The following is a 24933-nucleotide window of genomic DNA, read 5'->3' as shown; positions in this document are numbered from 1 at the left end:
ACGGCCGAGCCGATGCCCAGCGGCATTCAAATGCTTTGTGTGGCCTGAAGGCCTTCAATCGCCTGAAAGTTGCCTGTGTTGCCGAGGCATTGATGCAACGCGGTTTCCCAGTCCGGCAACTCGACGCCCCAGTCATGTTGCAAGCGTGCGCAGCTGAGCCGCGAATTGAGCGGACGCTGGGCAGCGGTGGGGTAGTCCGTGGACTGGATGGGTTCGAGCCGGGCCCGCAACAGACCTTGGCGTTCCAAATGTTGGGCAATGCTGCAGGCGAAGCCGTACCAGGACGTTTCGCCGCTGGCGGTCAGGTGGTACAGCCCGCTGGGGCCGCCGTTGCCCGTGCGCCACTTGCGCACCATCTCGGCGGTCACTGCGGCGATGGTGCCGGCCCAGGTTGGTGCGCCGACTTCGTCGTCAACTACCGACAGCGCGTCACGCTCCTGCAACAGGCGTTGCATGGTCAGGAGGAAATTACGACCGTGCAGCGAATAGACCCAGCTCGTACGTAGGATCAGATGCTGGCCGCCGACCGCCTGAATCGCCTGCTCGCCGGCCAGCTTGCTGGCGCCATATACGCTCAACGGGGCCGGTTGGTCCTCTTCGTGGTACGGCTCGCGCTTGCGCCCGTCGAAGACGTAATCGGTGGAGTAGTGAATCAGGGGTACGCCAAGCGCGGCCGCTTCTTCGGCCAGCACAGCAGGTCCGGTGGCGTTCACTGCAAAGGCCTGGTCGCGATTGTCCTGCGCCGGGTCGACGCCGTGTAGGCGGCGGCATTGATGATCAGGTCGGGGCGCAGCAGGCGAACTTGCTGGCGGATCTGCATCGGCTCGGCCAAGTCCAGCACCTTGTGGCCCAAAGCGAGCACCTTCCCTTCACCGGCAAGCGCCAGTTGCAGCTCCTGAGACAGTTGCCCCTTGCTACCGGTGATCAGGATTTTCATGCAAACAGCTCCGCTTCGCTGAGAACCTTTCCTGCCGCATCCTTCTGCGATAGCTGCGGCAGCTCCTGGAACGGCCACTCGATGCCGATCTGCGGATCGTTCCAGAGCAGTGAGCGCTCATGGGCTGGCGCGTAGTAGTCGGTGGTCTTGTAGAGGAACTCGGCACTTTCGCTGAGTACCACGAAACCGTGCGCAAAACCTTCAGGAATCCATAGCTGGCGCTGGTTTTGGGCGCTCAGACGGGTGCCGACCCAGCGACCGAAGCTGGGCGAGCTGCGGCGCAGATCCACCGCTACGTCGAACACCTCGCCGGCGACGACCCGTACCAACTTCCCCTGCGGCTGCTGGATTTGGTAGTGCAGCCCGCGCAGCACGCCGCGCTGGGACTTGGAGTGGTTGTCCTGAACAAAGGTCCGTTTGAGCCCGGTGGCCGCCTCGAAAGCCGCAGCGTTGAAGCTTTCGTAGAAAAAACCGCGCTCATCACCGAACACCTTGGGCTCGATGATCAGCACATCGGGAATGTCGGTTTCGATGACCTTCATGCGTCTTCACCCGCCAGCTTGAACAGGTACTGTCCGTAGCCGGTCTTGCCCAGCGCATCGGCACGGCGCAGTAGCTGCTCGCGGTCGATCCACTTGTTCTGGTAGGCGATCTCCTCCAGGCAGGCAACCTTGAGCCCTTGGCGGTGCTCGATGGTCTGCACGTACTGCGAGGCCTCAAGCAGGCTGTCATGGGTCCCGGTGTCGAGCCAGGCGAAGCCACGACCGAAGCGCTCGACGTTAAGGTCGCCACGCTTGAGGTAGGCGTTGTTGACGTCGGTGATCTCCAGCTCGCCGCGCGGTGACGGCTTGATCGACTTGGCGATCTCGACCACGTCGTTGTCGTAGAAGTACAAACCCGTTACCGCGTAGCTGGATTTCGGCTTGGCCGGCTTCTCTTCGATCGACAACGCCTTGCCGTTCTCGTCGAAATCGATCACGCCGAAACGCTCCGGATCCTTGACCCAGTAGCCGAAGACCGTGGCGCCTTTCTGCTGCGCCGAGGCACGCTGCAGCTTCTCGGTGAAATGCTGACCGTGGAAGATGTTATCGCCGAGGATCAGGCACACCGAGTCATCACCGATGAACTCCTCACCGATCAGAAAGGCCTGAGCCAGGCCGTCCGGTGACGGCTGTTCGGCGTAGCTGAAGTTCACTCCGAACTGGCTGCCGTCACCCAGCAGATTCTTGTACTGCGGCAAATCCTGCGGGGTGGATATCAGTAGGATGTCGCGAATCCCGGCGAGCATCAGCACCGAAATCGGGTAGTAAGCCATCGGCTTGTCGTAGATCGGCAGCAGCTGCTTGGATACGCCCAGGGTGATGGGGTGCAGACGAGTGCCAGAGCCTCCGGCGAGGATGATTCCTTTCATGCGTTCTCCAGCGCGCCAAGGCGCTCACGTTGATAGCTGCCATCCTGTACGCGACGGCACCATTCGAGGTTGTTGAGATACCACTGCACGGTCTTGCGCAGGCCGGTCTGGAAGGTTTCCTGCGGCACCCAGCCCAGCTCGCGCTCGATCTTGCTGGCGTCGATGGCGTAGCGCAGGTCGTGGCCCGGGCGGTCCTTGACGAAAGTGATCAGGTCCTCGAAGCGTGCCAGGCCTTCGGGTTTCTGCGGCGCCAGCTCTTCGAGCAGGGCGCAGATACCGCGTACGACGTCGATGTTCTTCTGCTCGTTGTGACCGCCGATGTTGTAGGTCTCGCCGACCTTGCCTTCGCTGACAACCTTGAACAGCGCGCGGGCGTGGTCCTCGACGTAGAGCCAGTCACGTACCTGGGCGCCGTCGCCATAGACCGGCAGCGGCTTGCCATCCAGCGCGTTGAGAATCACCAGCGGAATCAGCTTTTCCGGGAAATGGTAGGGCCCGTAGTTGTTCGAGCAATTGGTGATCAGCACTGGCAGGCCATAGGTACGCTGCCAGGCACGGACCAAATGGTCTGACGAAGCCTTGCTGGCCGAATAGGGCGAGCTGGGTGCGTAGGGCGTGGTCTCGGTGAACAGATCGTCGACACCGTGCAGATCGCCGTACACCTCATCGGTGGAAATATGGTGGAAGCGGAAGGCTTCACGGCGCTCGGTCGGCAGGGTCTGCCAGTAAGCGCGTGCCGCTTCGAGCAGCTGGTAGGTGCCGACGATGTTGGTCTGGATGAATTCGGCCGGGCCATCGATGGAGCGATCGACATGGGATTCGGCGGCCAGATGCATGATGGCGTCCGGCTGGAACTCCAGCAGCGCTTCGCTCACCCGCTCACGGTCGGCGATGTCTGCTTGTAGAAACTGATAGCGATCGCTGTTTTGCACGTCTGCCAGCGACTCCAGGTTGCCGGCGTAGGTCAGCTTGTCCAGATTCAGGACGCTGTGCTCGGTGTCTTTGATGAGGTGGCGGATCAGAGCAGAGCCGATGAATCCGGCTCCGCCGGTTACGAGAATGCGCATGATTGAAAGGCTTCCTTGGCGCGCTACAGAGCAACAGGCTCTTGGCATGTCGGCAGGATAGACCTGCCGAAAATACAAAAATTCCCAGCCGGGGCTGGAGTTGGTAAGACGCAGTGAACGGCCGGGCAGCTTTCAGCGGCACGACCGGCGTCGCTAGTCGCCTCAGGCGTTGCGGTGGCTTACGGCGTGCTGACGGTTTATTTGCCAGCGACCCATTCACACCGGTAGCAGCAGCCCTATGCACCGCGGTGCCCCCGTCTCTCTTGCTTTTCAGCCGTGCGTAAATGCGAACAGACTCAAGCCCACTGGACAAGGAGCGGTGGCGTAAGGGACGCGATTGGGTAATATCAGCGCGACATTATCGACAGGTAGCAATGGAATGCACACCCGCAATGAACAGCTTGCTGAATTGCTGAGCCTCACCACGCCCGGTTTTTCTGAACTGGCCGAGGCTCTGATCACGTTTTCCTTCGAACTCATGGCCAGTGAAGACCCGGCAGTACGGATCGCCAGCCGGCGGATGGTCTCGCGAATTGCCGAAATCCGCGCAGCATGCGGTCCGGTGCCCGCCGCACTCGACGGTGATGCGTCCGTACCGGGTGCTGACGACTGAATGAATACTCAAAAAACGTAGCGAGCGCCGGCAGTCCCTAATACAGCGACTTCCGCAGCCGGGACAGCGCCCCAAGAAAGAACACCGCGCCGATGGCCAACAGCGCCAGTAGCTGCGGCCAGACGATAAAGGCGCCGAACCCTTCCATCGCCGAGGTCGGGTGGATCAGTCCGGAAAACTGGATGGCCGGCAGCAGGGTGACGATGGTGGTGCCGAAGATGGCGTCGATCTGGCTGTTCAGATCGATGACATCAACAGTCCGAGCCCCGTGGCGCAGACGATGTAGAGCAGCGCGCCGAGGCAGAGCGTGAGCAGGCTGCCCTTGGTCGGAATGCCGAAGACGAATACCGCCAGCAGGGCGAGTGTTGCGAAATTGAACATGCCCAAACCGATATAGGGCAGCTGCGTGCCGAGCAGAAACTCCAGGCGGGTGGTTGGGGTGACGTAGAAATTGGTGATCGAACCCAGCTCCTTCTCGCGTACCACACCGAGTGCGGTGAGCATCGCCAGGATCATCAGCAGCAGCGGAATCATCGCCGGCGCCATGGCCGGCAGGCTTTGTCGGGGTTGTAGCGATAACGGATGGCCACGTCAGCTGGAGAGAGCTGTTTTGCCGAACAGCAGCGCCTCGCCCTCGCTGGCTGGCAGAAGACCCGTGAGCATCTTGATGGTGGTGGTCTTGCCGCAGCCGTTGGAGCCGAGAAAGTCGAAGATCTCGCCGCGCGGGATGCGAAAGTTGACCTGATCCACCGCAATGAAATCGCCGAAACGCATGGTCAAGCCATGGGCCTCGATCGCGATGCTGTCGCTGTGCAGCGGCGGCGGGATGAGCAATTCGTGGTGCTGGCTGCGCTTGGCTTCCGGCAGCAGGCGAATGAAGGCCTGTTCCAGCGAGTCGCTGTCGGTACGAGACAAGGAGTTCTGCCGGGCTGCCGGTGGCCAGCGCCGTGCCGGCGTCCATCGCCACAAAATGATCGAAGCGCTGGGCCTCGCCCATGTAAGCGGTAGCGACCAGCACGCTCATTTGCGGTCGTTCGCGGCGGATGCGTTCGATCAGCTCCCAGAACTGTGCCCGCGACAGCGGATCGACGCCGGTGGTGGGTTCGTCGAGGATCAGCAGGTCAGTCGTGGATCAGCGCACAGCAGAGCCCCAGTTTCTGTTTCATGCCGCCTGAGAGCTTGCTGGCGGGCCGGTCGATGAAGGGGCCGAGCCCGGTGCTACGAGTCAGTTCGGCGATGCGCCATTGCCGCTCCTGCGCATCTTGGCCGAACAGGCGCCCAAAGAATTCGAGGTTCTCGAAGGCCGTCAGCGTCGGATAGAGGTTCTTGCCAGCCCCTGCGGCATGTAGGCGATACGGGGGCAGACCCTGCGACGATGGCGGGAATCACCGATATCGGCGTGAATAGTCGCAAGCGTTGCGCTGACTCGTCATGGCAGCTTGCGGGCGTGGCTCAAGGTCCATTCGAGGATTTCGCCGCTGAGCCGGTCGCTGGCCTTGCCGAACGCCTCGACCACGCTTTCCACGCTCGGGTCGGCGCTGGGCTGGCGAACCTCGAACCGTCGGTTGGCCAGGGTGTGCTGGTCGTTACGATTGACCAGGCGCGCATCGAGGGTGATGACCACGACTGGCTTGTCGTCGATGTAGACGCTCTGGAAGGCGCGCAGATCGCTGTGCAGGCTGAGGTCGGCATAGAGATTCACGTCCTCGTTGCTCACCGAGGGCATGCGGCCATCGCGCTGGAACGCTTCGATCAAGCGATCGCGCAGCAGCACGGGCGCCGCATCGCTCCAGCGTGCGCCGCCATAAGCGCTGATCTGGTTGCCCTGCGGCACCACGGCGATGCGCGGGCTGGAGAGGATGCGACTGGCCTGCGGGGTATTGATGCGCAGCGCGTGTTGCAGTGCCGGCTCGCGGGCTTGCTGCGGCGATGTCGTGGTGGGCAGGAGATAAATTCGCAACGGCTCGGACTCCGGCAGTATCGAGCAGGCCGAGAGCGCGACGAGCAGTCCGAGCAGGACGAGGCGAGGCAGGGAATGAAGGCGAAGGTTCATGGGTTGAACTCCTGCAGTTTGTCTCGGCCGAGCAGGAAGCCGCTCGGGTTGTCTTCCAGGCGCTGGGTCACCCGGCGCAGGGCACCGAGGGTGGTGCGCAATTCGTTGATGGCCGGGCCCAGTTCGTTGAAGCCCTGCATACCGTTGTTCAGCGCGCCCTGGTTCTCCTCCAGCAGGGTATCCAGGCGTGCCGTGGTGCGATCCAGCGCGCTCATCGATTGCGCCGCGCTGTCGAGTACGCTGCGGCCCTGGTCGTCGAGCAGACCGTTGGCGTTGCGCGCCAGGCTCGACAACTCGCCCATGACGGTGTTGGCCTGCTGGCTCAGCTGATTGAACTGTTGCAGCGTCTGGGCCAGGTCGCCGCGCTGGTCCGAGAGCACGCTGGTGGCCTGCTCCAAATGTTCCAGGGTGCGGCTCAGGCGCGTGGTGTTTTCCTCGGAAAAGATCTGGTTGGCGCTGAGCAGCAGGTTGTTGATGTTGCTCATGAGATCCTCGCCGTTCTCCAGCAGCGCGCTGAGCGAGGAAGGATCGGCGACGATCAGTGGCGGGTCATCGGGGTCGCCTTCAAGGCGCGGGGCCTCCGGCGTACCGCCGTGCAGCTGGATGACCATGCTGCCGGTGATGTTGGCCAGCGCCAGACGCGCCTGGGTGTCGGTCTTGATCGGCGTGCCGCCGTAGACACGAATGCGCGCGCGGACCTTGCGCGGATCGTCCGGCTCCAGCCACAGCTGGGTCACATCGCCCACCTTGATGCCGCTGTATTCCACCGAGCTGCCGCTGGACAGCCCGCTCACGGCCTGGCTGAAGCCGATATCGTAGTAGCTGTATTCGCGGTCGATGCTGGATTTGCCTAGCCACAGCGCGAACAGCAGCGCGCAGCCGACCGCTACGACCGTGAACAGTCCGATCAAAACATGATGGGCACGGGTTTCCATGATCAGGGTGTCTCCAACATAAGCGCGGCATCATGCGCAGCGCGGCCACGAGGGCCATGGAAGTATTCGCGAATCCACTCATCGTCAGTGGCTGCGACGGCTTCGAGGGTGTCGACGACCAGTACGCGCTTCTGTGCCAGTACCGCGACGCGATCGCAAATGGTGTAGAGCGTGTCGAGGTCATGGGTGACCAGGAACACGCTGAAGCCCAGCGCATCGCGCAGAGTCAGTATCAGCTGGTCGAACGCTGCCGCGCCGATGGGGTCGAGGCCGGCGGTGGGCTCATCGAGAAACAGCACTTCCGGATCCAGCGCCAGGGCGCGGGCCAACGCCGCGCGCTTGACCATGCCGCCAGACAGCTCGTCGGGGTATTTGCAGGCCGCTTCCGGTGGCAGCCCGGCCAGCGCCAGCTTCTGCCGCGCCAGGTGTTCGGCGTCGGCGCGCTTGAGACCGATGTGCTCGATCAGCGGCAGGGCGACGTTTTCCTGCAGGTTCAGCGAGGTGAACAGTGCGCCGCGCTGGAACAGCACGCCGAAGCGTCGTTCCACTTCCGAGCGCCGCTGGGCGGGAAGCTTCAACAGGTTCTCGCCGAACACCTTGACGCTGCCGGCGTTCGGTCGGCGCAGGCCGACGATGCTGCGCAGCAGCACCGACTTGCCGGTGCCGGAGCCGCCGACCACGCCGAGGATTTCGCCGCGGCGGATATCCAGGTCGAGATTGACGTGCACCGCCTGTTTGCCGAAGCGATTGACCAGCCCGCTGACCTGGATCACAGGTTCTTTCATGCTCACCAGCCCATCTCCATGAAGAACAATGCGGCGACGGCGTCCAGCAGGATCACCATGAAAATCGACTGCACCACGCTGGAAGTGGTGTGCTCGCCCACTGACTGTGCGCTGCCGCTGGCCTTGAAGCCTTCAAGGCAGCCGATCACCGCGATCAGGAAGGCGAATATCGGTGCTTTGCCGATGCCGACCAGGAAGTGATTGAGCGGGATATCGCGCTGCAAAATGGTGAAGAACATCGCCGGCGAGATATCCAGCGCCAGCGAACAGACCACCAGCCCACCGACGATGCCGCTGATGATGCCGATGAAGGTCAGGATTGGCAGGGTGATCAACATCGCCAGCACCCGTGGCAGCACCAGCAGCTCGATGGGGCTGAGGCCGAGGGTGCGAATGGCGTCGATCTCCTCGTTGGATTTCATTGCCCCGATCTGTGCGGCAAAGGCGCTGGCGGTGCGGCCGGCGAGCAGGATCGCGGCCAGCAGCACACCGAATTCGCGCAGGAAGGAGAACGCCACCAGATTGACCGTATAGATGGTTGCGCCGAAGTCAGCCAACACCGTGGCGCCGAGAAAAGCCACCACGGCGCCGACCAGAAAGGTCAGCAGGGCAACGATCGGGATCGCATCCAGGCCGGTCTGCTCTATATGCGCGACCAGCGCGGTCACGCGCCAGCGCCGTGGGTTGAGGATGACGGTAAAGAGCGTCTGCAGGGTCAGGCCGATAAAGCCGAGCAGGGTGCGTTGCTGGTTCCAGACTCCTGAGACGGTGCGCCCCACGTGTGCCAGTACATCGGCCAGGCCGTTGGTTTCAGGTGCCTGTTCGGCTTCTGGTTGGTCCAGCGCGGCGGCGACGGTCGTCAGCAACGCTTGTCGTTCCGCCGGCAGCTGCGGCGCCCACTCCTGCAGGCGGGCCATTCGCGCCGGTCCGAGCAGTTCGACCAGCAAACCGGCGCCCGCCGTGTCCAGCTCGCCGATCGCATCGAGGTCGACCTGGTCGGCATCGGTGACCTGACGGCGAGCCCGCTCGACCTGACGGTGCAGGGTTGCGTAGTGTTTTAGCGTCCAGTCACCGCCGATCGCCAGGGTCGCGGCGGAGGTGTCGCTGTGTGGTTGCCGCTGTAAACTGCCGGGCGGCGAAATCGGGTGCGTCAAAGTGGTTTCCCATGTTTGCGAGGCGTAGGACGCCGGTGCCCGTACGCTGCGGCTTTTGACAGATCCTATCAGGTCGGACCCTGCGATCACGGTTCCGTTTAGCGTGGGCAGGTGATGCGCAAAGGGTACGGCCGGACGGCGAGTGCGCAATTTGTTACAGGCGGTCGCGAACTATCGACTCCGAACGGCCTCCATAGCGTGCGAGTCAGGCAACCCCGATCGATACGCAATGCCCGCGGGTTGCTATCTTACGCCGGCGGTTTGCCGACGCGCCTTTATATTCAGCCCGCTCGGGCCCTGCCAGCCCTTTATCCGTGCCCAATGCGAGAGTTTCCGTTTGCCTATGAATTACTTGCGTGCCCTGCCGTTCATCGTGGTTCTGGGGGTGATCCTGTTCAGCGGTTTGCGGCCCGAACCGGTGCCGCAGGTGTTCGATCAGCAGGACAAGCTGCACCATATGCTGGGTTTTGCCGCACTGGTCTTCACCTTGCGTCTGGCCTTTCCGCAGTGGCGTGTGATCTGGACCCTCGCCGCCTGTACCGGGGCGGCGCTGTTGATCGAGATTGGCCAAAGCTTCCTGCCCAATCGCTGGGCATCGATGGGCGACATGCTGGCCAATACGTTGGGCGTGCTGCTTGGCTGGGGCTGCTCGCACCTGGCGTATCTCTGGTACCTGCGACGCATCGGTGTCACCACCGACCGTGAAGCCCCCGATGCGGTCGCGCGTATCGAGAATCCCGCGCGTCCCTGAGTGCCCGCGGGCGTCAGCATCAAGGCGACGCCTGCCGGGCCAGGTGGTTGGCACGCCACGACATCAGCGCCGTGCAGAGCATGGCAAATACCGCACCGGCCGCTGCCAGGGCCATGTCCTTCTGCGGATCCCAGCGATCATGTTGCGCGGCGAGGAAGGTACGTCCGTCTTCGGCGCTAAGCGTCGCGGCACCGAACCACTCGATCAGCTCATAGACCGCCGAGGTCGAGAGGACGATGTCCACCGGCAGCAACAGGCTCCAGTAACCGGGCTTCAGGCCCAGGCGTATCAGCACTTCACGGATGGGGTAGGCCAGCAGCAACCCGTAACTGAGATGCGCCAGCCGGTCGAACTGATTGCGCTCCCAGCCAAGCGTCTGGTCCAGGCTTTCTCCCGTCATGGCTTGCCACCAGGCGTCGTACGGTACCTTGGCGTAGGTGTAATGCGCGCCCAGCTGATGGATGCACAGATAGAGGATGATCAGTGTCGCGGCGCTGCGCGAGGGCAGGTAGTGCCTGTGACCCAGTAGCAGAGCGACGGCCAGCGCGAGCACCAACAGGTTCTCCAGCACCCAGTCATGCCGGTCTTCCGGGGCGATGGCGAGGCCACCCCAGACCAGCAGAAACAGTATGAGCAGCGCCAGCAGATAGCGTCGATGGCTACGGTCGGCCTCCATTCTTTTCTCCGGCAGTTCGAGCGCTTGAGCATTCGACCGGCGCTGCGGCGAGAGAGTCCATCCAACTTTTCGGCCTCGAAGGCGGTCACACGAACTGGACCCTCAACGAGCCGGACCATGTGGCATCAGCGCAGTAACGACATCCAGCGGACACGGCAATGGCAGCGTGGCCTCGGCCTGTTGCCGATGGCATTGCTGGTCGCCTGTGATGGGCAGCAGTCGACGCTGAACCCCGCCGGGACCGGCGCCGAGAGCATCGCCACGCTGTTCTGGTGGATGTGCGCGGGCGGCGTGCTGATCTGGGCCGTGGTTATGGGCATCGCGCTCTACGCGACCCAGGCGCACCCGGAGGCACATGGCATTCGCAGCGCGCGCTGGTTGATTCTCGGCGGCGGCATCATCTTTCCTGTCGTGGTGCTGACCGGGCTGCTGACCTATGGGCTGATGCTGATGCCGTCGCTGCGTTCAACCACCGATATCGACCTGCGGGTGGATGTGTCCGGGGAACAATGGTGGTGGCGGGTGCGCTACCAGACCGATGCCGGTGAAACGGTGGAGCTGGCTAACGAGATTCGGTTACCGGTCGGCCAGCGGGTCGCCTTCAACCTGACCAGCCCGGACGTGATCCACTCGTTCTGGATTCCCTCGCTGGGTGGCAAGGTCGACATGATTCCCGGCCGCACCAATCAGCTGGTACTCGAGCCGACTCGCACCGGGACCTTTCGCGGCGCATGCGCCGAGTATTGCGGCACGTCCCACGCGCTGATGGCGTTCCCCGTGGTGGTGATGGAGCCGGCGGCCTTCAGTAGCTGGCTCGCCCGCCAGGCACAGCCGGCCCAGGCAGCTGAATCGGCATTGCAGCGCCAGGGCCAGCGGGCGTTTCTCAGCAACGGTTGCGGCGCCTGTCATCAGGTGCGCGGTACCGAGGCGGACGGCACGGTCGGCCCCGACCTGACACACGTCGGCAGCCGCTTGAGCCTCGCGGCCGGGACGCTGCCGGCCGATGTCGAGGCGTTCCGGCGCTGGATCGGGCATACCGGCGAAATCAAGCCGGGCGTGAAGATGCCGACCTTTGGCATGCTGCCAGATGACCAGCTGAACGCCATGGCGCATTACCTGAAGGGGCTGAAATGAGCGAGCCGATGGACTACCGCGACCCGCCGGAAGAGGCCCGCGCCAAGGCTCAGGCCGAACGCCTCGCCGCCGCCTGGAAGACGCCCACCGGTTGGCGCTACTGGTCGGCGGTGAACAACACCGAGGTCGGGCTCTGGTACACCGGCGTGTCGTTCCTGTTCTTTCTCTTCGCCGGCGTGCTGGCGATGCTGATCCGTGCGCAGCTGGCGGTGCCGGACAATGATCTGCTGTCGGCCGAAACCTATAACCAGGTGTTCACCCTGCACGGCTCGGTGATGATGTTTTTGTTTGGCGTGCCGATCTTCGAGGCTTTCTCGATTCTCATCCTGCCGCAGATGCTCGGGGCGCGGGATCTGCCGTTCCCCCGGCTTTCGGCGTACGGCTTCTGGTGTTTCATCATCGGTGGCGTGTTTGTCTGCGGCTCGATCTTCTTCGGCGTCGCGCCCCAGGGCGGTTGGTTCATGTACCCGCCGCTGACCACGACTTATCAGGATGGCCTCGGCGCGGATATCTGGCTGCTCGGGCTGTCGTTCATCGAGGTGTCGTCGATCGCGGCGGCGGTGGAGCTGATCGTCGGCGTGCTGAAAACGCGGCCGCCGGGCATGCGCATCAACCTGATCCCGCTGTACTCCTGGTACATCCTGGTGGTGGCGGGAATGATTCTATTCGCCTTTCCACCGCTGATCGCTGGCGACCTGCTGTTCGAGCTGGAACGCGCCTTTGACTGGCCGTTCTTCGATGCCAGCCGCGGCGGTGATCCGCTCCTGTGGCAGCACCTGTTCTGGATATTCGGCCATCCCGAGGTGTACATCATCTTCCTGCCGGCGGTGGCGCTGGTAGCGACCATCGTGCCCACCGCCGCTCAGCGGCCCATCGTCGGTTACAGCTTCATCGTGCTGGCCGCCGTGGGCACCGGTTTCATCAGCTTCGGGCTGTGGGTCCACCACATGTTCACCACCGGTATGCCGGCCATCTCGCTGGCGTTCTTCTCGGCTGCGTCCGAGGCGGTGGCGATTCCCACCGGCGTGCAGATCTTCTGCTTTCTGGCAACGGCGCTGGCAGGGCGCTTCGTCAAATCGGTGCCGATGCTGTTCGTCGCCGGCGCGCTGGCGATCTTCGTCCTCGGCGGTCTGACCGGGGTGATGGTGGCGCTGGCGCCGTTCGACTTCCAGGCCCACGACACCTACTTCATCGTCGCCCACCTGCACTACGTGCTGATCGGCGGCATGCTGTTCCCGGTGATCGCCGGGCTCTACTACTTCTTCCCGTTGGCGATGAGCAAGACGCTATCGGATCGCCTCGGACGCATCGCCTTCTGGCTGATGTTCATCGGCTTCAATATCGCCTTCCTGCCGATGCACTTCACCGGCTTGCTGGGCATGCCGCGGCGCGTCTACACCTATGCGCCGGACATGGGCTTCGATGTGCTCAACATGGTCTCCACTGTCGGGGCCTTCATCCTCGCCGCCGGCGTCGCGGTGCTGGTCTGGGACGTCTTGCGGCCCAAGGGCAAACAGCCCTACAGCAAGCGCAACCCGTGGAACGCCGGCACGCTGGAGTGGCTCGCCGAAATGCCCGGCATGCCCTGGGGGTCGCGTTCGATCCCGATCATCAAGAGCCGCTATCCGCTATGGGATCAACCCAACCTGATGCGCGACGTCGATGCAGGGCGCTTCTATCTGCCGGATGCCGAGGAGGGCAAGCGCGAGACGTTGATCAGCAGCATCATCGATGCCGAGCCGATCCAGTGCCTGCGCGTGCCGGGCCCGACCTTCCTGAGCATGTGGGCGGCGATCTTCACTGGCGGGCTGTTCATCTTCGCCACGTACAGCTGGTATGTCGCGGCCCTGGCAAGTGGTTTTCTGGCTCTGGTGACTATCCTCGTCTGGCTCTGGACGGGTACCGCGCTGATTCCGGAGAAACCGCGCAAGGACATCGGCCTGGATGTGTCGCTGCCGCTGTATGCCTCGGGCGCCAAATCGGTGGGCTGGTGGGCCACCTTCATCACCATGATCGGCGACATGAGCGCCTTCGCCAGCCTGGTCTTCGGCTACTTCTTCTTCTGGACGGTGCACGAGAACTTTCCGCCGGCCGATGCTGCGGGCCCGGGTGTGATGTGGCCGACGGCCGCCCTGGGCCTGATTCTCGCCTCCTGGGGCCTGACGCTGTTGGCCCGCCGCTGCAATCACCGCGACCAGGCGGCCGGCTTTTATGCCGCGCTGGGGCTGGCGGCCATTCTGACCTTGGCCGGTGCCTATTCGCTTTGGGCTGGACCGCATTTCAACGGTCTCGACCCGACCGAGAACGTCTACCCGGCGACAGTCTGGGTGTTGGTGCTCTGGTGCCTGCTGCATCTCGGTGTGGGGCTGATCATGCAACTGTACTGCCTGGCTCGCCGTGCGGCGGGACGGATGACGGCCGAGTACGACATCGACATTCGCAACGTCGCGCTCTACTGGCACTTCATGGCCATCACCCTGGTCGTGACCGTCGCGGTCATCGCCGGCTTCCCGGAGGTCGCATGAGCGAACAGCGCGAACCCAGGCCTGAGGACCAGCCGGAAGCCACGCCACAGGTGCGCGACACGCTGTGGTTGCTCGTCATCGGACCGGCAATCTGGGCCATGCACTTCCTGTTGTCGTACGTGGCGGCGGCCGTCTGGTGCGCCAAGATGGCGGGGCGCGCCGGTCCCCTGGGGGATCTGCGTGTCGCCATCGGCGTGCTCACGTTCGTGGCGCTGGCGGGTATCGCGCTGACCGGCTGGAGCGGCTGGCGTCGGCATACGTTCGGCAACGCGACGGCTCCGCATGATTTCGATACGGCTGCCGATCGCCATCGCTTTCTGGGCTTTTCGACGCTACTGCTGAGCGGCCTGAGCTTCGTCGCTACGGTATTCGTTGCGCTGTGCGTGGTCTTCATCGGGAGCTGCGAATGATCTGGCGGCCCTTGTCCTTGATGCTAGGACTGGCCACGCTGGCGGCGGTCTGGCTCGGCCCGCTGCCGGCGATGGCGGATCGTCTGTTCGTCGGCCACATGCTGATGCACGTGATGGTGGTGGCGGTGGCGGCGCCCTTGCTGGCAATCGGACTGGCCGGTGGCCGGCTGGACTTTTCCAGCCGAGTGCCGGTGCTGTTTTCACCGATCCTGGCCTCGGTGATCGAGCTGTTCGTCGTCTGGGCCTGGCACATGCCGGCACTGCACCATGCGGCGCGAACCTCCCAGGCCGCGCAAGTGCTGGAGCAGGGCAGCTACCTGTTCGTCGGGCTGCTGGTGTGGCTCGCAGCGTTCGGCGGAGTCAGGCATAGGCGCGCGCTCGCCGGTATCGCCGGGCTGCTGCTGACCTCCATGCACATGACGCTGCTCGGCGTGCTGTTGGCGATGTCCAGCCGTCCGCTATTCGAACACGCAGGTTCGGCGCTGTCGGGCCTCAGCCCGCTGGAGGATCAACAGCTGGGTGGCGTGATCATGCTGGTATTCGGCGGTACCGCCTACCTGCTCGGCGGGCTGTGTCTGCTCGGTGGACTTTTACAGGACAAGCGCGATGTCGTTTCGGTCAGCTAGGTCGTTGCTCTGCCGCGTGTCGATGCCGCTGCGTTGCTGGCTGCGCTGGCTGACCGGTGGTTCCTGGCGGCGCGTGGCGGCCGGCATCATGTTGCTGGCGGGGCTTGCTGGTGCGGGTGGCTTCCTGCTCATATCGCTGGGGCTGGTCTCGATCAGCGCCAGCTCCGGGCACTGGAAGGCGACTGGCTGGATGCTGCATTACGCCATGCGCCGCGCAGTCAGTACGCAGTCGATGGGCATCAAGGTGCCGCCCCTTGACGATCCTGTACTGGTGCTCAAGGGCGCCGGGCATTACGAGACAGGCTGCGTGTTCTGCCATGGCGCACCGGGGCGAGAGCGTTCGCTGATCGTGCGGCAGATGACCCCCGAGCCGCCGTTCCTGCCCCCGCGGATAGAGCGCTGGAAGCCGCGCGAGCTGTTCTGGATCGTCAAACATGGCGTCAAGTTCACCGCCATGCCGGCCTGGCCGGCAACGAAGCGGGAGGACGAGGTCTGGGCGATGGTGGCCTTCCTGCAGGCGCTGCCGGAAATGCCGGCCGAGCGCTACCAACGGCTTGCGCTGGGTGAGCGAGCCCGCGCCGGCAGCAAAGCGCTGACGCCTGATTCTCAGCGGCCCTTGCAGGACCCGCTGGGCCCGGTGTTGGACAACTGCAACCGCTGCCACGCGGCGGATGGCGGTGGGCGTGGGGAGGGCGCCTTTCCGCGACTGGCCGGCCAGAGTCAGGCTTACCTGCTTGGAACGCTGCAGGCCTATGCCGGTGGAAAACGCCACAGCGGCATCATGCAGCCGATTGCCGCCGGGCTCGAACCGCCCGTGCTGACCGCACTCGCCAAGCATTACGCCGAACTGCCCGTGCCTGTCCGGGCGGACAAGCCGGACGCATCGGCTGCCGCGCTCAAGCGCGGCCGCGCCCTGGCCGAACGCGGCGTGCCGGAACGGGGCGTGCCGTCCTGTGTTCATTGCCACGGGCCGAAGCGCTCGCCTCGCAATCCCATGTATCCGGACATCGCCGGCCAATACAGCGCTTATCTGAAGCTGCAACTGGAGCTGTTCACAGCGGGCAAGCGTGGCGGCAGTGAATACGCCCATGTCATGCACAGCGCCGCGCAGCGCCTCAAACCCGAGCAGATGCAGGAACTGGCGGACTACTACGCATCGCTTCCGGCAAAGGCGTCACCCGCCCTGGCCGAAGCGCCAGACGACCCATCATCGAGCCAGCGGAGGTAACGATGTTCGACAAGATCGTGGAAGTGGTTTCGGCGTTCGGCTACCTCGGCGTATTTGCGCTGATGTTGCTGGAAAACATCTTTCCGCCGATCCCCTCGGAGCTGATCATGCCGCTGGCCGGCTTTGTCGCGGCGCGCGGCGAGCTGAATTTTGCCGGAGTGATCGCCGTCGGTACGGCCGGCTCGGTGGTCGGCGCATTGCCTTGGTACTACGCCGGCGCCAAGCTCGGTCAGGCGCGCATGAAGCGCCTGGCCAAGCGCTGGGGGCACTGGCTGACGCTGTCACCGGAGGATATCGACAAGGCGAGCGGCTGGTTCGATCGGCATGGCAAGGGGGCGGTGTTCTTCGGCCGTCTGATGCCAGCGGTGCGCACCCTGATCTCGGTGCCGGCCGGCATCGTCGGTATGCCGATGGCGCTGTTTCTGATCTATTCGACGCTGGGTTCGCTGATCTGGACGGCGCTGCTGGCCCTGGCCGGTTTCGTCCTCGAATCGCAGTATGAAAAGGTCTCGCAGTACCTCGACCCGATCTCTACCGGCGTGGTGGTGCTGTTCGTCCTCTACTACCTGTATCGGCTGATCCGTCAACGCTTCGGCCGGCGCCACTGAGCCGGTGGCTGCGGAAGCCGCCAGGTCTGTTGCCACTTGTCCGTTGCTGGTGGGCTGAAGCCCACCCTACAAAACTGATTCGTCAGCTTCGCGCGGCGTGACTGAGCCGGTGGGCTAAAGCGGAACGCCGCCCGGCTCACCCGACAAACCGCGCAGGCCCGCGTGTAGGGTTCAGTTGTAGTCGACGTTCGGCAGGCTGCCGGGCTCAGGCGGCGCCGGCAGTGTGGTGCTGAGTCTGCCGGACACGCTCGCATTCATCGATCACGGCGAAGACCTTCTGCCACATCTGCTCGGACTGTTGCTTGAGCTGATCGGTGCGCGACTGGATTAGCGCCTTGATCCGGGCCGCGTCGTCGATCACCAGATCGATCTTGCGTTTGATCTCCGCCTCGTCGGTAGTGACTTGGACCAGGCCTTCCGGGAAGCCGTAGTCCTCGAACAGCATCTGGTACTTGTGGCTCCAGCCGGTGGCCAGGGCCGGCACGCCCTGGGACAGTGCGCTGACCAGGCCGTGGAAGCGACTGCCGAGCGTACCGCTGCAGGCGCCGAGGATGCCCTTGATCTCCAGCGCGCCGCTTTCCTGGACAATCGGGATGCCGCCGACGGCCGCCGACAGCTCATCGGCCAGGCGCTGATCGTCCTTGCCTTCATGCACCAGCACGAAAGGCTTGGCACCCTTTTCCAGCAGATAACGTGTGCAGCTGATCAGGAACGGCAGGTAGGCCTCGCGCGTCTTCTGGTCGGTCTTGTCGAGCATCCGGCAGTTGGGGACGATGCAGAAGCGGTTCTGCTCGACATTGAAGTTCGGCGGCAGCACGCCGGTGATCAAGTTGGTGAAGTCCGGCGACTGCTTGATTTTGGGCTGCTCGCCGACCAACTGGGTCAGGTGGTCGTATGAGACACGCTCACGGGGGAAGATCAGATCGACGTTCTCGACCACGGTCTTCATCGCCGCCTGGTTCTTCTCCGATTTGTACGGGCCCAGCGCCTGCGGCAACAGGATCACGCGGGTGCCGTTCTTCTTCCAGCGCTTGGTCGATTGCGCCAACTCGGCACAGGGATCCTCACCCCATTGATCGCTGTAGGCAAAGCCGGCGGCGTCGATGACCACGTCGACCTCTTTATCCAGCACCACGCCGTACATTTCACGAAGCGGGCGCGGAGCGAAATTGGCCAGCGTGCCCCACTGGATGCCGTAGCGCCACAGCCAGGCCTTGGGATAGAAGCCCAGCTGGACCAGCTTGCGGAACGGCTGTTCGGCCTTCTTCGGGGTTGGTGCCATGACGAAGGTAGCGTAGGGATACCGTGTCCTCAGCTTCTGCAGTGCCGCATGCAACATCAGCTCTGCGCCTTTATTGACGAAGCCTGCCTTTCTGATCTCGATAATCATCGCTTACCTCAGTTGAATACGATCAAGTCTTTCTCGGTCTTCTTGTCCGAATAGGGGATCCCTCCAGTTGGATCGGCATAACCCACCGCCAGCAGCATCACCGTGCGCTCGTGGTAGGCCAGGCCCAGTTTATTTGCCAGACGGCGCTCTTTTTCTTCGACGTCCGGCCAGTTGATCGAGCAGCTGGACAGGCCCAGGCTTTCCAGGGCCAGCATCAGCTGCATCGCTGCCAGCGAACCGTCGATATAGATCACATGGCGATCGCGCGCCTCCGGGTAGCAGCCGAGATCGCCCACCACCGCGATTACGCAGGGCAGGTTGTCGTGGAAACCCGCCGTGCCGCCAGCGCACTGGGCAACATCGGCCGCCTTGGCCGGGTCGTTGCTGACGTAAAAGCGAAACGGCTGGCGGTTGCAGGCCGAAGGCGCGAGGGCGGCTGCCCTGACCGCCTGTTCGATCAGCGCGTTGCTGACCGGTTTGTCCTGGTACCAGCGCACCGAGCGGCGGCGGCGAAACAGCAGCATCAGCTCGTCGTAGCTGACCGGGCACGGTGGCAGCTCGCTGTGCGGGTAGGGCACACAACGGCTGGCCTCATCGAGGTTCTGCGCGCCGGCAAAGGTTTGCTTGGCCGAGTCGATGCGCGGCGTGCTGCCGACCGCAGAGAAGTAGTCGGTGAGCACGTCGTTGGCCCAGCGCTGTTGGCCGTTGGCGACTCCGGCCTGGGCTGCATCAGCGAAGCAGCGCACGGTCGGGCCGATGTAGTCCTCGGCGAAGGTGGAACGCCGCGGGCGCATGATCAGCCCCTTCTCCAGGCGGTGCACGTTACGCCGCAGGAAGGCGTCGTTCTCGCCCTTGCTGCGCATCAGCCGGGCGAACTGCAGCCGCCCCAGCAGCACCGCGCGGTGCTCGCGGTCGAACTCGCGGCTGATCAGGCAGTAATAAATGGAAGACAGGAAGCCGTTGCTGGAAAACAGCCGGACCAGAGCTAGGCCGGTGTTGTCTCGGGTGGACTTGATCAGGTGCTTGACCGGCTCAGGCAGGGCTTTGGCGAGGGACTTGAGGCTCATCGGGCGGCTCCTACAGCGCTGAACGCATAGCGAAACGGGCTGAAAATGGATTTGGTCATCATGTAGAACACCGGCCGGGTCTTCTTATGCACCAGCAGCGCGGCGTAGGAGGCAATCGCATAGGAAATCAGGGTTGCCATGGCTGCACCCTCACCGCCGTAATGCGGGATCAGCAGCATGTTCAGCCCGATGTTGGCCAGCGCGCCGAGACCCTGAGTTATCAAGGAAAACATCAGCGCGCCCTCGATCAGAATCCAGCGGCTGAACGCCGCGCGCATAAAGATGAACACACCCGCCCAGATATGGATGGTGAGGATCGCGGCGGAGTTCTGGTACTCGGCGCCGAACAGCAGCGAAATCAGCGGCCCGGCGACGAGCGTCACCAGCAGCGCAACGGCGATGGCGAGGATGAACAGCACATCGAACAGCTGCTGGAAGCGCTGATTGAATCGCGCCGAGTCAGCGGCATGGAGCTTGATCAGCTTGGGGAAGAAGGATGCGACGATGGCGGTCGGCAGGAAGTACCAGGCTTCCGACAGCTGCGCGGCGACTGCATAGACGCCGACCTCCTCGGCGCCGACTATCCACTTGAGCATCACCTGATCGATCTTCATGTAGATCACGGCGAAGATCGAGCCGACATAGAGGATCCAGCCCTGGCTGAGCAGCTCCTTGGCCTTGGCGAAACTGGCTTTCCACTCCATCAGCGAGACGCTGGTGGTGCCCTTGTAGAGAATCGCCAGAATCACCGCAGCCATCACGAACTGCGCGGTATGGGCAAAGGCAAAGGCCATCACGCCGGCGCCGCTGAAGACCAACAGCAGCTTAATGCCGGCCGAGAGCACAATCGCGCTGGACTTGGCGATGGCCGGGTACTTGGCCTGAACCTGCGACTGAAACCAGTACTCCACCACGTCGAAGGTCTGGAAAAAAATCGCCGAGGCGACGATCAGCAGCATCCAGAACTCGGTGCCACCGACCTCTTCGAACAGCAGCGCGTAGATAGCGATCAGGGCGAACCCCAGCGTCATGCCGGTCAGTTTAAGAAGAAAGGTCGTGCCCAGGGTTTCCGGCACCTTGTCCGGTTTCTTCACGACCTCGCGCACCACCAGCCCGGCCAGTCCCATGTGTCCGGCGGAGGCGAAGATCGCCGTCATCGAAATCGCGTAGGAAAGGATGCCGAATTGTTCCGGCCCCAAATACCGCGCCAACAGAATCGCCGTAAGAAAACCCACACCGATGTGCAGCAACCGCTCCGCCATCATCCACGAGGCGTTGAAGAGATAGAGCTTGAGTTTGTCGAAGATGGTCTTAATCGCGGTCATCGAGTGGCCCGGCTCCTCAAGGCTGGCTCCGTGGTGGCAAGCATTGCCTTGCAGTTGCGCTGGAGTATGGCGACGCACAGCTGACCGCGATCTATTCGGTATGTTCCGGCCCGTTGGGAATAGGACATGTGTCGATGCGCTACCGGTAAACCGGCGCGGCGGAAGGCCATCAGACTGTCCAATGTGCCGGATCGCAGCGCTGGCGGGCGCTCCCTCGTGACATCACAGATGATGTCGCTCGTTCAGCTGCGCAGCGCGCCTCCGACCAGGTGCATTGGCCTCAGCCGACTATCGGCATCCGTCGTCCAGCCTCGGCGCGCTTAAGCTGATGGCCTTTTCATTCCAAAAGTGGAACTTTTGCCATCACGTCAGCTCTTAACCCTGCTGCCGTTGCTGGCCGGTCCGTGACCCGTTTCGACGCGTCATCGATCGCCTAGCACGGCGCCCAGCCCGCCACGTTTGGGCTGCGGTAAGGCTGCCGCGAAGGATCTCGCAAGCGCCAGGAACGGCGTAAGGAAATGCTGCTCGGAGCGGCCGAAGGGACAGGACTCAGCCCAACTCAGAAAAGCCCCGCATCGTTTGATGCGGGGCTTTTTTGTATGCATGCCCGGTCCTGAGCGAGGTTCACACCTACGCCTTGCTTATCGGTCCAGCGTCGAGTTGGAGCGAGCGGGGTAGAGCGATTGCGTTGAGCACGGCGAAGCGGGGTATTGATGGGACGAGCAAAAACGAAAAAGGCCCACCTTGCGGCGAGCCTAAATCGTTGTTTCATATGGTGCCGGCACCAAGAGTCGAACTCGGGACCTACTGATTACAAGTCAGTTGCTCTACCAGCTGAGCTATACCGGCTAAAAGATGGGCGCCATTATAGCGATTGCTCGCGGCGAGTAAACTGTTTGTTGCCAGTTGTTTGCATCGCTTCTTTCATGTGTTTGCGCGCTGGTCGTCGAGCTCGGCAATCAGCATCAGATTACGCGGCGTCAGCTCGGCTGAACAGAAGGTGCCCAGCCGTATCGTGTAATGGTTTTCGGCCAGAAACAGCGCGCGGTCGAGTACCAGCCAGAGTTCCAGCGGACGCCGGAACAGGCCGCGCAGCAGCTCCAGGTTGCGCACTTCGGCCAGGCGCTGCCAGCCGCGTCGCTCGAGTGCGAGCCAGTCCAGTGTCGGCGGTTCTGGTAGTTGCTTGATTGTTGCCAAGTCGCGGCAGTAGTCCTCGAAGCGCTTTTTCAGCCAGCTGCTCGGTAGCGACGGTGTCGGCAGGTAATCGTCCTCGCCGCGCAGGTCGCGCTGGAGGAGGTCGAAGGCCAGGCGCCAGGCCATCGAGTGGTCGCGTTGCCGGCGCTCGCGGGCGCCAGCGGTGACCGTTTCGCTGAGTGGCAGCCCCAGATCGTCGCGTGACAGCTTGAGGGCCGAGCCGGCGGCGAGTTGCGACAGGGGCCGATAGCGCTCGGTCTGGATGCGGTTGTAGCAGCAGGGCGCGACCGCCAGCTGGCGACAGCGCTGCGCAATGCTCAGGTCGATCAGGCGCACATGCAGATCACCGCAAGCGTGCAGCGCCACTGGGGTTACCGTCGGGCCGAGCTGTGCAGACGCGCCATTGCTCATTACGTCTTGCTGACGATGCGCCGCGTCGATGCCCAATCGCTCGCTGAGGCGGGTGCCGGCTGTGACCAGCGCCGGGTCGCGTTCGAGGCAGGTCAGCGCGCCGCCGCGGTTGGCCAAACGCCGCCCCAGGTGGCCTTTGCCGGCGCACCAGTCGAGCCAATGCCGTGGGCGGTCACTGAAGCTTAGCGCCGAGTCGAATGCCTGGATCTGCAGCCATTTGCGTCCGGGTACGTCGACCGACTGCCGAGCATCGGTGCTGGGGTTCGGTGCTGTGGGCAGCTCGTCCACGAGGCTCAGCGTCGCCGCTTGGGCGGCCAGCTGCGGGAACGGTGCGGGCGCCATGAGGCGTTCGGGATGGTTGTGTGCCGCTTCGGCTTGTTCCAGCGAGCGGTCACGCAGCCACCGAGCCAGCTCCGGATGATTCGCTTCCCAGGCCAGGCGCTGATGGGTAAAGGGCCGTGGGCGCCACAGCGGTTGATGCCGCAGCAGAAAAGCGTCGAGCTGCTGAAAGCGTTCGGCCAGTTGTGCGTAGCTGAGTGAGTCGGTGGGCATGGAGCGCTCGGGGTGTGCGGTTTCAGGCATATGATCGCGCCGAAACCCTTCGCCGAAAAGCGAGACGCCCGTCGAAACGGGCGTCTGCTTGGGCTATTTGCCGTAAATCTGCTCGGGTAGCCAGGTGACCAGCCCCGGGAACTGGTAGGCGATCACCAGCAGCAGGACTTGAATGAGGATGAACGGGATCACGCCTTTATAAATGGTGCTGGTAGGCACTGATTTAGGTGTCACGCCGCGCAGATAGAACAGGGCGAAACCGAAGGGCGGCGTTAGGAATGAAGTCTGCAAGTTCAGCGCGATCATCACGCCGAGCCACACCGGGTCCAGGCCCATGGCCAGCAGCACCGGGCCGACTATCGGCACCACCACGAAGGTGATTTCGATGAAGTCCAGGATGAAGCCCAGCAGGAAGATCACCACCATCACCAGGAAGAAGGCCCCGAGCACGCCTCCTGGCAGCTGAGCGAAGATGTCTTCGATCATCGCTTCCCCGCCGAAGCCGCGGAACACCAGCGAGAACAGCGAGGCGCCGATAAGGATCAGGAACACCATGGCGCTGATTTCGGTTGTGCCGTAAGCCACATCGCGCAGCTGGCCGAAATTGAGTTTGCCCTTGTAGAAGGCCAGGACCATCGCGCCCAGTGCACCCAGCGCAGCGGCCTCGGTAGGCGTCGCGTAGCCGGCCAGGATTGAGCCGAGCACGGCGCTGATCAGCAGCAGCGGTGGCACCAGCGCATTGATCAGCTTGCCCCACTCGATCGGGCCGAGCTCTTCTTGTGGCAGCGCCGGCAGCTTCTTCGGCTGAACGACCGCCACGGCGATGATGTAGAGAATGTACAGGCCGACCAACAGTAGGCCGGGTAGCAGGGCGCCGACAAACAGGTCACCAACCGAAACGGTCTTCGGCGAGAAGATGCCCAGTTTCAGCTGCGCCTGCTGATAGGCGCTGGACATCACGTCGCCCAGCAGCACAAGCACGATCGACGGCGGGATGATCTGGCCCAGGGTGCCGGTGGCCGCGAGCGTGCCGGTTGAGATGGCCGGGTCATAGCCGCGGCGAAGCATGGTCGGCAGTGCCAGCAGCCCCATGGTTACCACCGTGGCCCCGACGATACCGGTGCTGGCGGCCAGCAGCGCACCGACCACGCAGACAGAAATCGCCAGGCCACCGCGCAGGGTGCCGAACAGGCGCGACATGGATTCGAGCAGGTCTTCGGCCACTCGGCTCTTTTCCAGCATCACACCCATGAAGACGAACAGCGGCACAGCCAGCATCGTCTGGTTGTTCATGATGCCGAACAAGCGGTTCGGCAGCGCGCTCAGGTAGCCGCCGTCGAAGGTGCCAGTGAGCATGCCGATGCCGGCAAACAGCAGCGAGACGCCGCCAAGAGTGAATGCAACGGGGTAGCCGGCCATTAAGGCCACGCAGATGCTGACGAACAGCAGTATCGCCATCAATTCAACCATGCTTCACCTCCGGCGCGGGCAGGCGACCGGCGACGATGTAGGCGGCTTTGATGATTTCGGAAATGCCTTGCAGCACCAGGCCAACGACGAGCACCAAGATGATGCTCTTTTGCAGGTAAACGAATTTGAGGCCACCCGATTCGCTGGACGCCTCCAGCGTCGCCCAGGAATTGCCGACGTAATCCCAGCTGGCCCAGCCGAGAAACAGGCAGACGGGCAGAAGAAACAGCAGGGTTCCGAGCACTTCGACCAAGGCCTGGTAGCGAGCGCTGAATCTCTGATAGAAGATGTCGACGCGGACGTGCCCGTTGCGCTGTAGTACCCAGGCGGCGGCGCCCATGAAGACTAATGCGTGCGCGTAAAGGACGGCTTCCTGCAGCGCGGTTGCACCGATGCCGAACCCGTAACGCAGCACGACGACCACGGCGGTGCCCAGGACCAGAAACAGGGTTAGCCAGGCGCAGGCCTGTCCGAAGCGGGCGTTCACTGCATCGATCACCCTGGCGAGACCGAGCAGTGGAGGGGCATGTTTCGACATTGCAGATCCTTTATTGTTATGGCCCAGAAGGCCGGCGATTCTAGGCGGCTGCGCGACGGCGTCGCAACCGGCA

At 63.3% G+C, this 24933-nt stretch carries 22 protein-coding genes, 1 tRNA gene and 2 pseudogenes; 8 read left to right on the top strand and 17 right to left on the bottom strand.

Going from position 1 to position 24933, the window contains the following annotated elements; genetic code table 11:
- Nucleotides 1–26: 26 nt before the first annotated feature.
- The 4 genes and pseudogenes from rfbD to rfbB form a co-directional block, all read right to left on the bottom strand.
- Nucleotides 27–937: pseudogene (gene rfbD / locus DQ405_RS01780) on the bottom strand (dTDP-4-dehydrorhamnose reductase).
- On the bottom strand, nt 934–1479 hold the full coding sequence (gene rfbC / locus DQ405_RS01775; RefSeq protein ID WP_168422638.1) for a dTDP-4-dehydrorhamnose 3,5-epimerase: 546 nt from the start codon (nt 1477–1479) through the stop codon (nt 934–936). Before rfbC ends, rfbD begins: the two are co-directional and overlap by 4 nt.
- Nucleotides 1476–2348, bottom strand: coding sequence for a glucose-1-phosphate thymidylyltransferase RfbA (rfbA, locus tag DQ405_RS01770; protein ID WP_168422637.1), 873 nt, complete (start codon nt 2346–2348; stop codon nt 1476–1478). The genes rfbC and rfbA overlap by 4 nt, the downstream gene beginning before the upstream one ends.
- On the bottom strand, nt 2345–3415 hold the full coding sequence (gene rfbB, locus DQ405_RS01765) for a dTDP-glucose 4,6-dehydratase (RefSeq protein ID WP_168422636.1): 1071 nt from the start codon (nt 3413–3415) through the stop codon (nt 2345–2347). Before rfbB ends, rfbA begins: the two co-directional genes overlap by 4 nt.
- A gap of 379 nt (nt 3416–3794) precedes the next feature.
- Between rfbB and DQ405_RS01760 the strand changes: the two genes are divergently transcribed.
- Nucleotides 3795–4028, top strand: a complete 234-nt coding sequence (locus tag DQ405_RS01760; RefSeq protein ID WP_168422635.1) for a hypothetical protein — start codon at nt 3795–3797, stop codon at nt 4026–4028.
- Nucleotides 4029–4152: 124 nt separating this feature from the next.
- On the opposite strand, the pseudogene DQ405_RS01755 reads toward DQ405_RS01760, so the two are convergent.
- The 5 genes and pseudogenes from DQ405_RS01755 to DQ405_RS01735 form a co-directional block, all read right to left on the bottom strand.
- Nucleotides 4153–5442 (bottom strand): annotated as a pseudogene (locus DQ405_RS01755) (ATP-binding cassette domain-containing protein); the annotation flags it as partial.
- A gap of 15 nt (nt 5443–5457) precedes the next feature.
- Nucleotides 5458–6081 carry an ABC-type transport auxiliary lipoprotein family protein gene (locus DQ405_RS01750; RefSeq protein ID WP_168422634.1) on the bottom strand — a complete coding sequence of 208 codons (624 nt, stop codon included), beginning with the start codon at nt 6079–6081 and terminating at the stop codon, nt 5458–5460.
- Nucleotides 6078–7016 (bottom strand): MlaD family protein, encoded by a 939-nt coding sequence (locus tag DQ405_RS01745; RefSeq protein WP_168422633.1) that lies wholly within the window; start codon nt 7014–7016, stop codon nt 6078–6080. The genes DQ405_RS01750 and DQ405_RS01745 overlap by 4 nt, the downstream gene beginning before the upstream one ends.
- Nucleotides 7017–7018: 2 nt before the next feature.
- Nucleotides 7019–7801: an ABC transporter ATP-binding protein gene (locus tag DQ405_RS01740; RefSeq protein ID WP_168422737.1), complete on the bottom strand. Its 783-nt coding sequence runs from the start codon at nt 7799–7801 to the stop codon at nt 7019–7021.
- A gap of 2 nt (nt 7802–7803) precedes the next feature.
- The gene (locus DQ405_RS01735) at nt 7804–8955 is read right to left on the bottom strand and encodes an MlaE family ABC transporter permease (RefSeq protein ID WP_168422632.1); all 1152 of its coding nucleotides are present in this window, start codon (nt 8953–8955) and stop codon (nt 7804–7806) included.
- A gap of 343 nt (nt 8956–9298) precedes the next feature.
- Here DQ405_RS01735 and DQ405_RS01730 point away from each other — a divergent pair, with 343 nt between their 5' ends.
- Nucleotides 9299–9706, top strand: coding sequence for a VanZ family protein (locus DQ405_RS01730; RefSeq protein ID WP_168422736.1), 408 nt, complete (start codon nt 9299–9301; stop codon nt 9704–9706).
- Between the two features lie 19 nt (nt 9707–9725).
- Here the strand turns inward: DQ405_RS01730 and DQ405_RS01725 are convergent, their stop codons facing one another.
- Entirely contained in the window at nt 9726–10382 is a 657-nt protein-coding gene (locus DQ405_RS01725; RefSeq protein ID WP_168422631.1) for a DUF2238 domain-containing protein, read from the bottom strand.
- Nucleotides 10383–10499: 117 nt separating this feature from the next.
- On the opposite strand from DQ405_RS01725, the gene coxB reads away from it, so the two are divergent.
- Genes coxB through DQ405_RS01695 form a run of 6 tightly spaced genes read left to right on the top strand, consistent with a single transcriptional unit; the run spans nt 10500 to nt 16913 of the window.
- Nucleotides 10500–11516: a cytochrome c oxidase subunit II gene (gene coxB / locus DQ405_RS01720; RefSeq protein ID WP_168422630.1), complete on the top strand. Its 1017-nt coding sequence runs from the start codon at nt 10500–10502 to the stop codon at nt 11514–11516.
- Entirely contained in the window at nt 11513–14041 is a 2529-nt protein-coding gene (gene ctaD / locus DQ405_RS01715) for a cytochrome c oxidase subunit I (RefSeq protein ID WP_168422629.1), read from the top strand. The genes coxB and ctaD overlap by 4 nt, the downstream gene beginning before the upstream one ends.
- The gene (locus tag DQ405_RS01710; RefSeq protein WP_168422628.1) at nt 14038–14451 is read left to right on the top strand and encodes a hypothetical protein; all 414 of its coding nucleotides are present in this window, start codon (nt 14038–14040) and stop codon (nt 14449–14451) included. Before ctaD ends, DQ405_RS01710 begins: the two co-directional genes overlap by 4 nt.
- On the top strand, nt 14448–15077 hold the full coding sequence (locus DQ405_RS01705) for a cytochrome c oxidase assembly protein (RefSeq protein WP_168422627.1): 630 nt from the start codon (nt 14448–14450) through the stop codon (nt 15075–15077). The genes DQ405_RS01710 and DQ405_RS01705 overlap by 4 nt, the downstream gene beginning before the upstream one ends.
- Nucleotides 15058–16305 (top strand): c-type cytochrome, encoded by a 1248-nt coding sequence (locus DQ405_RS01700; RefSeq protein ID WP_206678892.1) that lies wholly within the window; start codon nt 15058–15060, stop codon nt 16303–16305. Before DQ405_RS01705 ends, DQ405_RS01700 begins: the two co-directional genes overlap by 20 nt.
- A 2-nt stretch (nt 16306–16307) precedes the next feature.
- Nucleotides 16308–16913, top strand: a complete 606-nt coding sequence (locus tag DQ405_RS01695) for a DedA family protein (RefSeq protein ID WP_168422626.1) — start codon at nt 16308–16310, stop codon at nt 16911–16913.
- A gap of 205 nt (nt 16914–17118) precedes the next feature.
- On the opposite strand, the gene DQ405_RS01690 is transcribed toward DQ405_RS01695, so the two are convergent.
- From DQ405_RS01690 to DQ405_RS01660, 7 genes are all read right to left on the bottom strand, one after another.
- The gene (locus DQ405_RS01690; protein ID WP_168422625.1) at nt 17119–18303 is read right to left on the bottom strand and encodes a polysaccharide pyruvyl transferase family protein; all 1185 of its coding nucleotides are present in this window, start codon (nt 18301–18303) and stop codon (nt 17119–17121) included.
- A gap of 8 nt (nt 18304–18311) precedes the next feature.
- Nucleotides 18312–19370 (bottom strand): nitroreductase family protein, encoded by a 1059-nt coding sequence (locus DQ405_RS01685; RefSeq protein ID WP_168422624.1) that lies wholly within the window; start codon nt 19368–19370, stop codon nt 18312–18314.
- Complete coding sequence (locus DQ405_RS01680; RefSeq protein ID WP_168422623.1) at nt 19367–20695, bottom strand: flippase; 1329 nt, start codon at nt 20693–20695, stop codon at nt 19367–19369. The genes DQ405_RS01685 and DQ405_RS01680 overlap by 4 nt, the downstream gene beginning before the upstream one ends.
- A 773-nt stretch (nt 20696–21468) precedes the next feature.
- Nucleotides 21469–21544: transfer RNA gene (locus DQ405_RS01675), tRNA-Thr, on the bottom strand.
- A gap of 75 nt (nt 21545–21619) precedes the next feature.
- Nucleotides 21620–22852 (bottom strand): methyltransferase, encoded by a 1233-nt coding sequence (locus DQ405_RS01670; protein ID WP_168422622.1) that lies wholly within the window; start codon nt 22850–22852, stop codon nt 21620–21622.
- A 93-nt stretch (nt 22853–22945) separates the two neighbouring features.
- Nucleotides 22946–24322 (bottom strand): TRAP transporter large permease, encoded by a 1377-nt coding sequence (locus tag DQ405_RS01665; protein ID WP_168422621.1) that lies wholly within the window; start codon nt 24320–24322, stop codon nt 22946–22948.
- Nucleotides 24315–24860 (bottom strand): TRAP transporter small permease subunit, encoded by a 546-nt coding sequence (locus DQ405_RS01660; protein ID WP_168422620.1) that lies wholly within the window; start codon nt 24858–24860, stop codon nt 24315–24317. Before DQ405_RS01660 ends, DQ405_RS01665 begins: the two co-directional genes overlap by 8 nt.
- Nucleotides 24861–24933 lie beyond the last annotated feature (73 nt).

The organism is Pseudomonas sp. SST3 (assembly GCF_003325755.1).
Note: the sequence above shows the minus strand (reverse complement) of the source record. Positions and strands in the feature narration are given on the sequence as shown.

Bases quoted from the DNA above. Each gene is read 5' to 3' on its own strand.
- rfbC (WP_168422638.1), bottom strand. From the start codon at position 1,479: ATGAAGGTCATCGAAACCGACATTCCCGATGTGCTGATCATCGAGCCC.
- rfbA (WP_168422637.1), bottom strand. From the start codon at position 2,348: ATGAAAGGAATCATCCTCGCCGGAGGCTCTGGCACTCGTCTGCACCCC.
- rfbB (WP_168422636.1), bottom strand. From the start codon at position 3,415: ATGCGCATTCTCGTAACCGGCGGAGCCGGATTCATCGGCTCTGCTCTG.
- DQ405_RS01760 (WP_168422635.1), top strand. From the start codon at position 3,795: ATGCACACCCGCAATGAACAGCTTGCTGAATTGCTGAGCCTCACCACG.
- DQ405_RS01750 (WP_168422634.1), bottom strand. From the start codon at position 6,081: ATGAACCTTCGCCTTCATTCCCTGCCTCGCCTCGTCCTGCTCGGACTG.
- DQ405_RS01745 (WP_168422633.1), bottom strand. From the start codon at position 7,016: ATGGAAACCCGTGCCCATCATGTTTTGATCGGACTGTTCACGGTCGTA.
- DQ405_RS01740 (WP_168422737.1), bottom strand. From the start codon at position 7,801: ATGAAAGAACCTGTGATCCAGGTCAGCGGGCTGGTCAATCGCTTCGGC.
- DQ405_RS01730 (WP_168422736.1), top strand. From the start codon at position 9,299: ATGAATTACTTGCGTGCCCTGCCGTTCATCGTGGTTCTGGGGGTGATC.
- DQ405_RS01725 (WP_168422631.1), bottom strand. From the start codon at position 10,382: ATGGAGGCCGACCGTAGCCATCGACGCTATCTGCTGGCGCTGCTCATA.
- coxB (WP_168422630.1), top strand. From the start codon at position 10,500: ATGTGGCATCAGCGCAGTAACGACATCCAGCGGACACGGCAATGGCAG.
- ctaD (WP_168422629.1), top strand. From the start codon at position 11,513: ATGAGCGAGCCGATGGACTACCGCGACCCGCCGGAAGAGGCCCGCGCC.
- DQ405_RS01710 (WP_168422628.1), top strand. From the start codon at position 14,038: ATGAGCGAACAGCGCGAACCCAGGCCTGAGGACCAGCCGGAAGCCACG.
- DQ405_RS01705 (WP_168422627.1), top strand. From the start codon at position 14,448: ATGATCTGGCGGCCCTTGTCCTTGATGCTAGGACTGGCCACGCTGGCG.
- DQ405_RS01700 (WP_206678892.1), top strand. From the start codon at position 15,058: ATGTCGTTTCGGTCAGCTAGGTCGTTGCTCTGCCGCGTGTCGATGCCG.
- DQ405_RS01695 (WP_168422626.1), top strand. From the start codon at position 16,308: ATGTTCGACAAGATCGTGGAAGTGGTTTCGGCGTTCGGCTACCTCGGC.
- DQ405_RS01690 (WP_168422625.1), bottom strand. From the start codon at position 18,303: ATGATTATCGAGATCAGAAAGGCAGGCTTCGTCAATAAAGGCGCAGAG.
- DQ405_RS01685 (WP_168422624.1), bottom strand. From the start codon at position 19,370: ATGAGCCTCAAGTCCCTCGCCAAAGCCCTGCCTGAGCCGGTCAAGCAC.
- DQ405_RS01680 (WP_168422623.1), bottom strand. From the start codon at position 20,695: ATGACCGCGATTAAGACCATCTTCGACAAACTCAAGCTCTATCTCTTC.
- DQ405_RS01670 (WP_168422622.1), bottom strand. From the start codon at position 22,852: ATGCCCACCGACTCACTCAGCTACGCACAACTGGCCGAACGCTTTCAG.
- DQ405_RS01665 (WP_168422621.1), bottom strand. From the start codon at position 24,322: ATGGTTGAATTGATGGCGATACTGCTGTTCGTCAGCATCTGCGTGGCC.
- DQ405_RS01660 (WP_168422620.1), bottom strand. From the start codon at position 24,860: ATGTCGAAACATGCCCCTCCACTGCTCGGTCTCGCCAGGGTGATCGAT.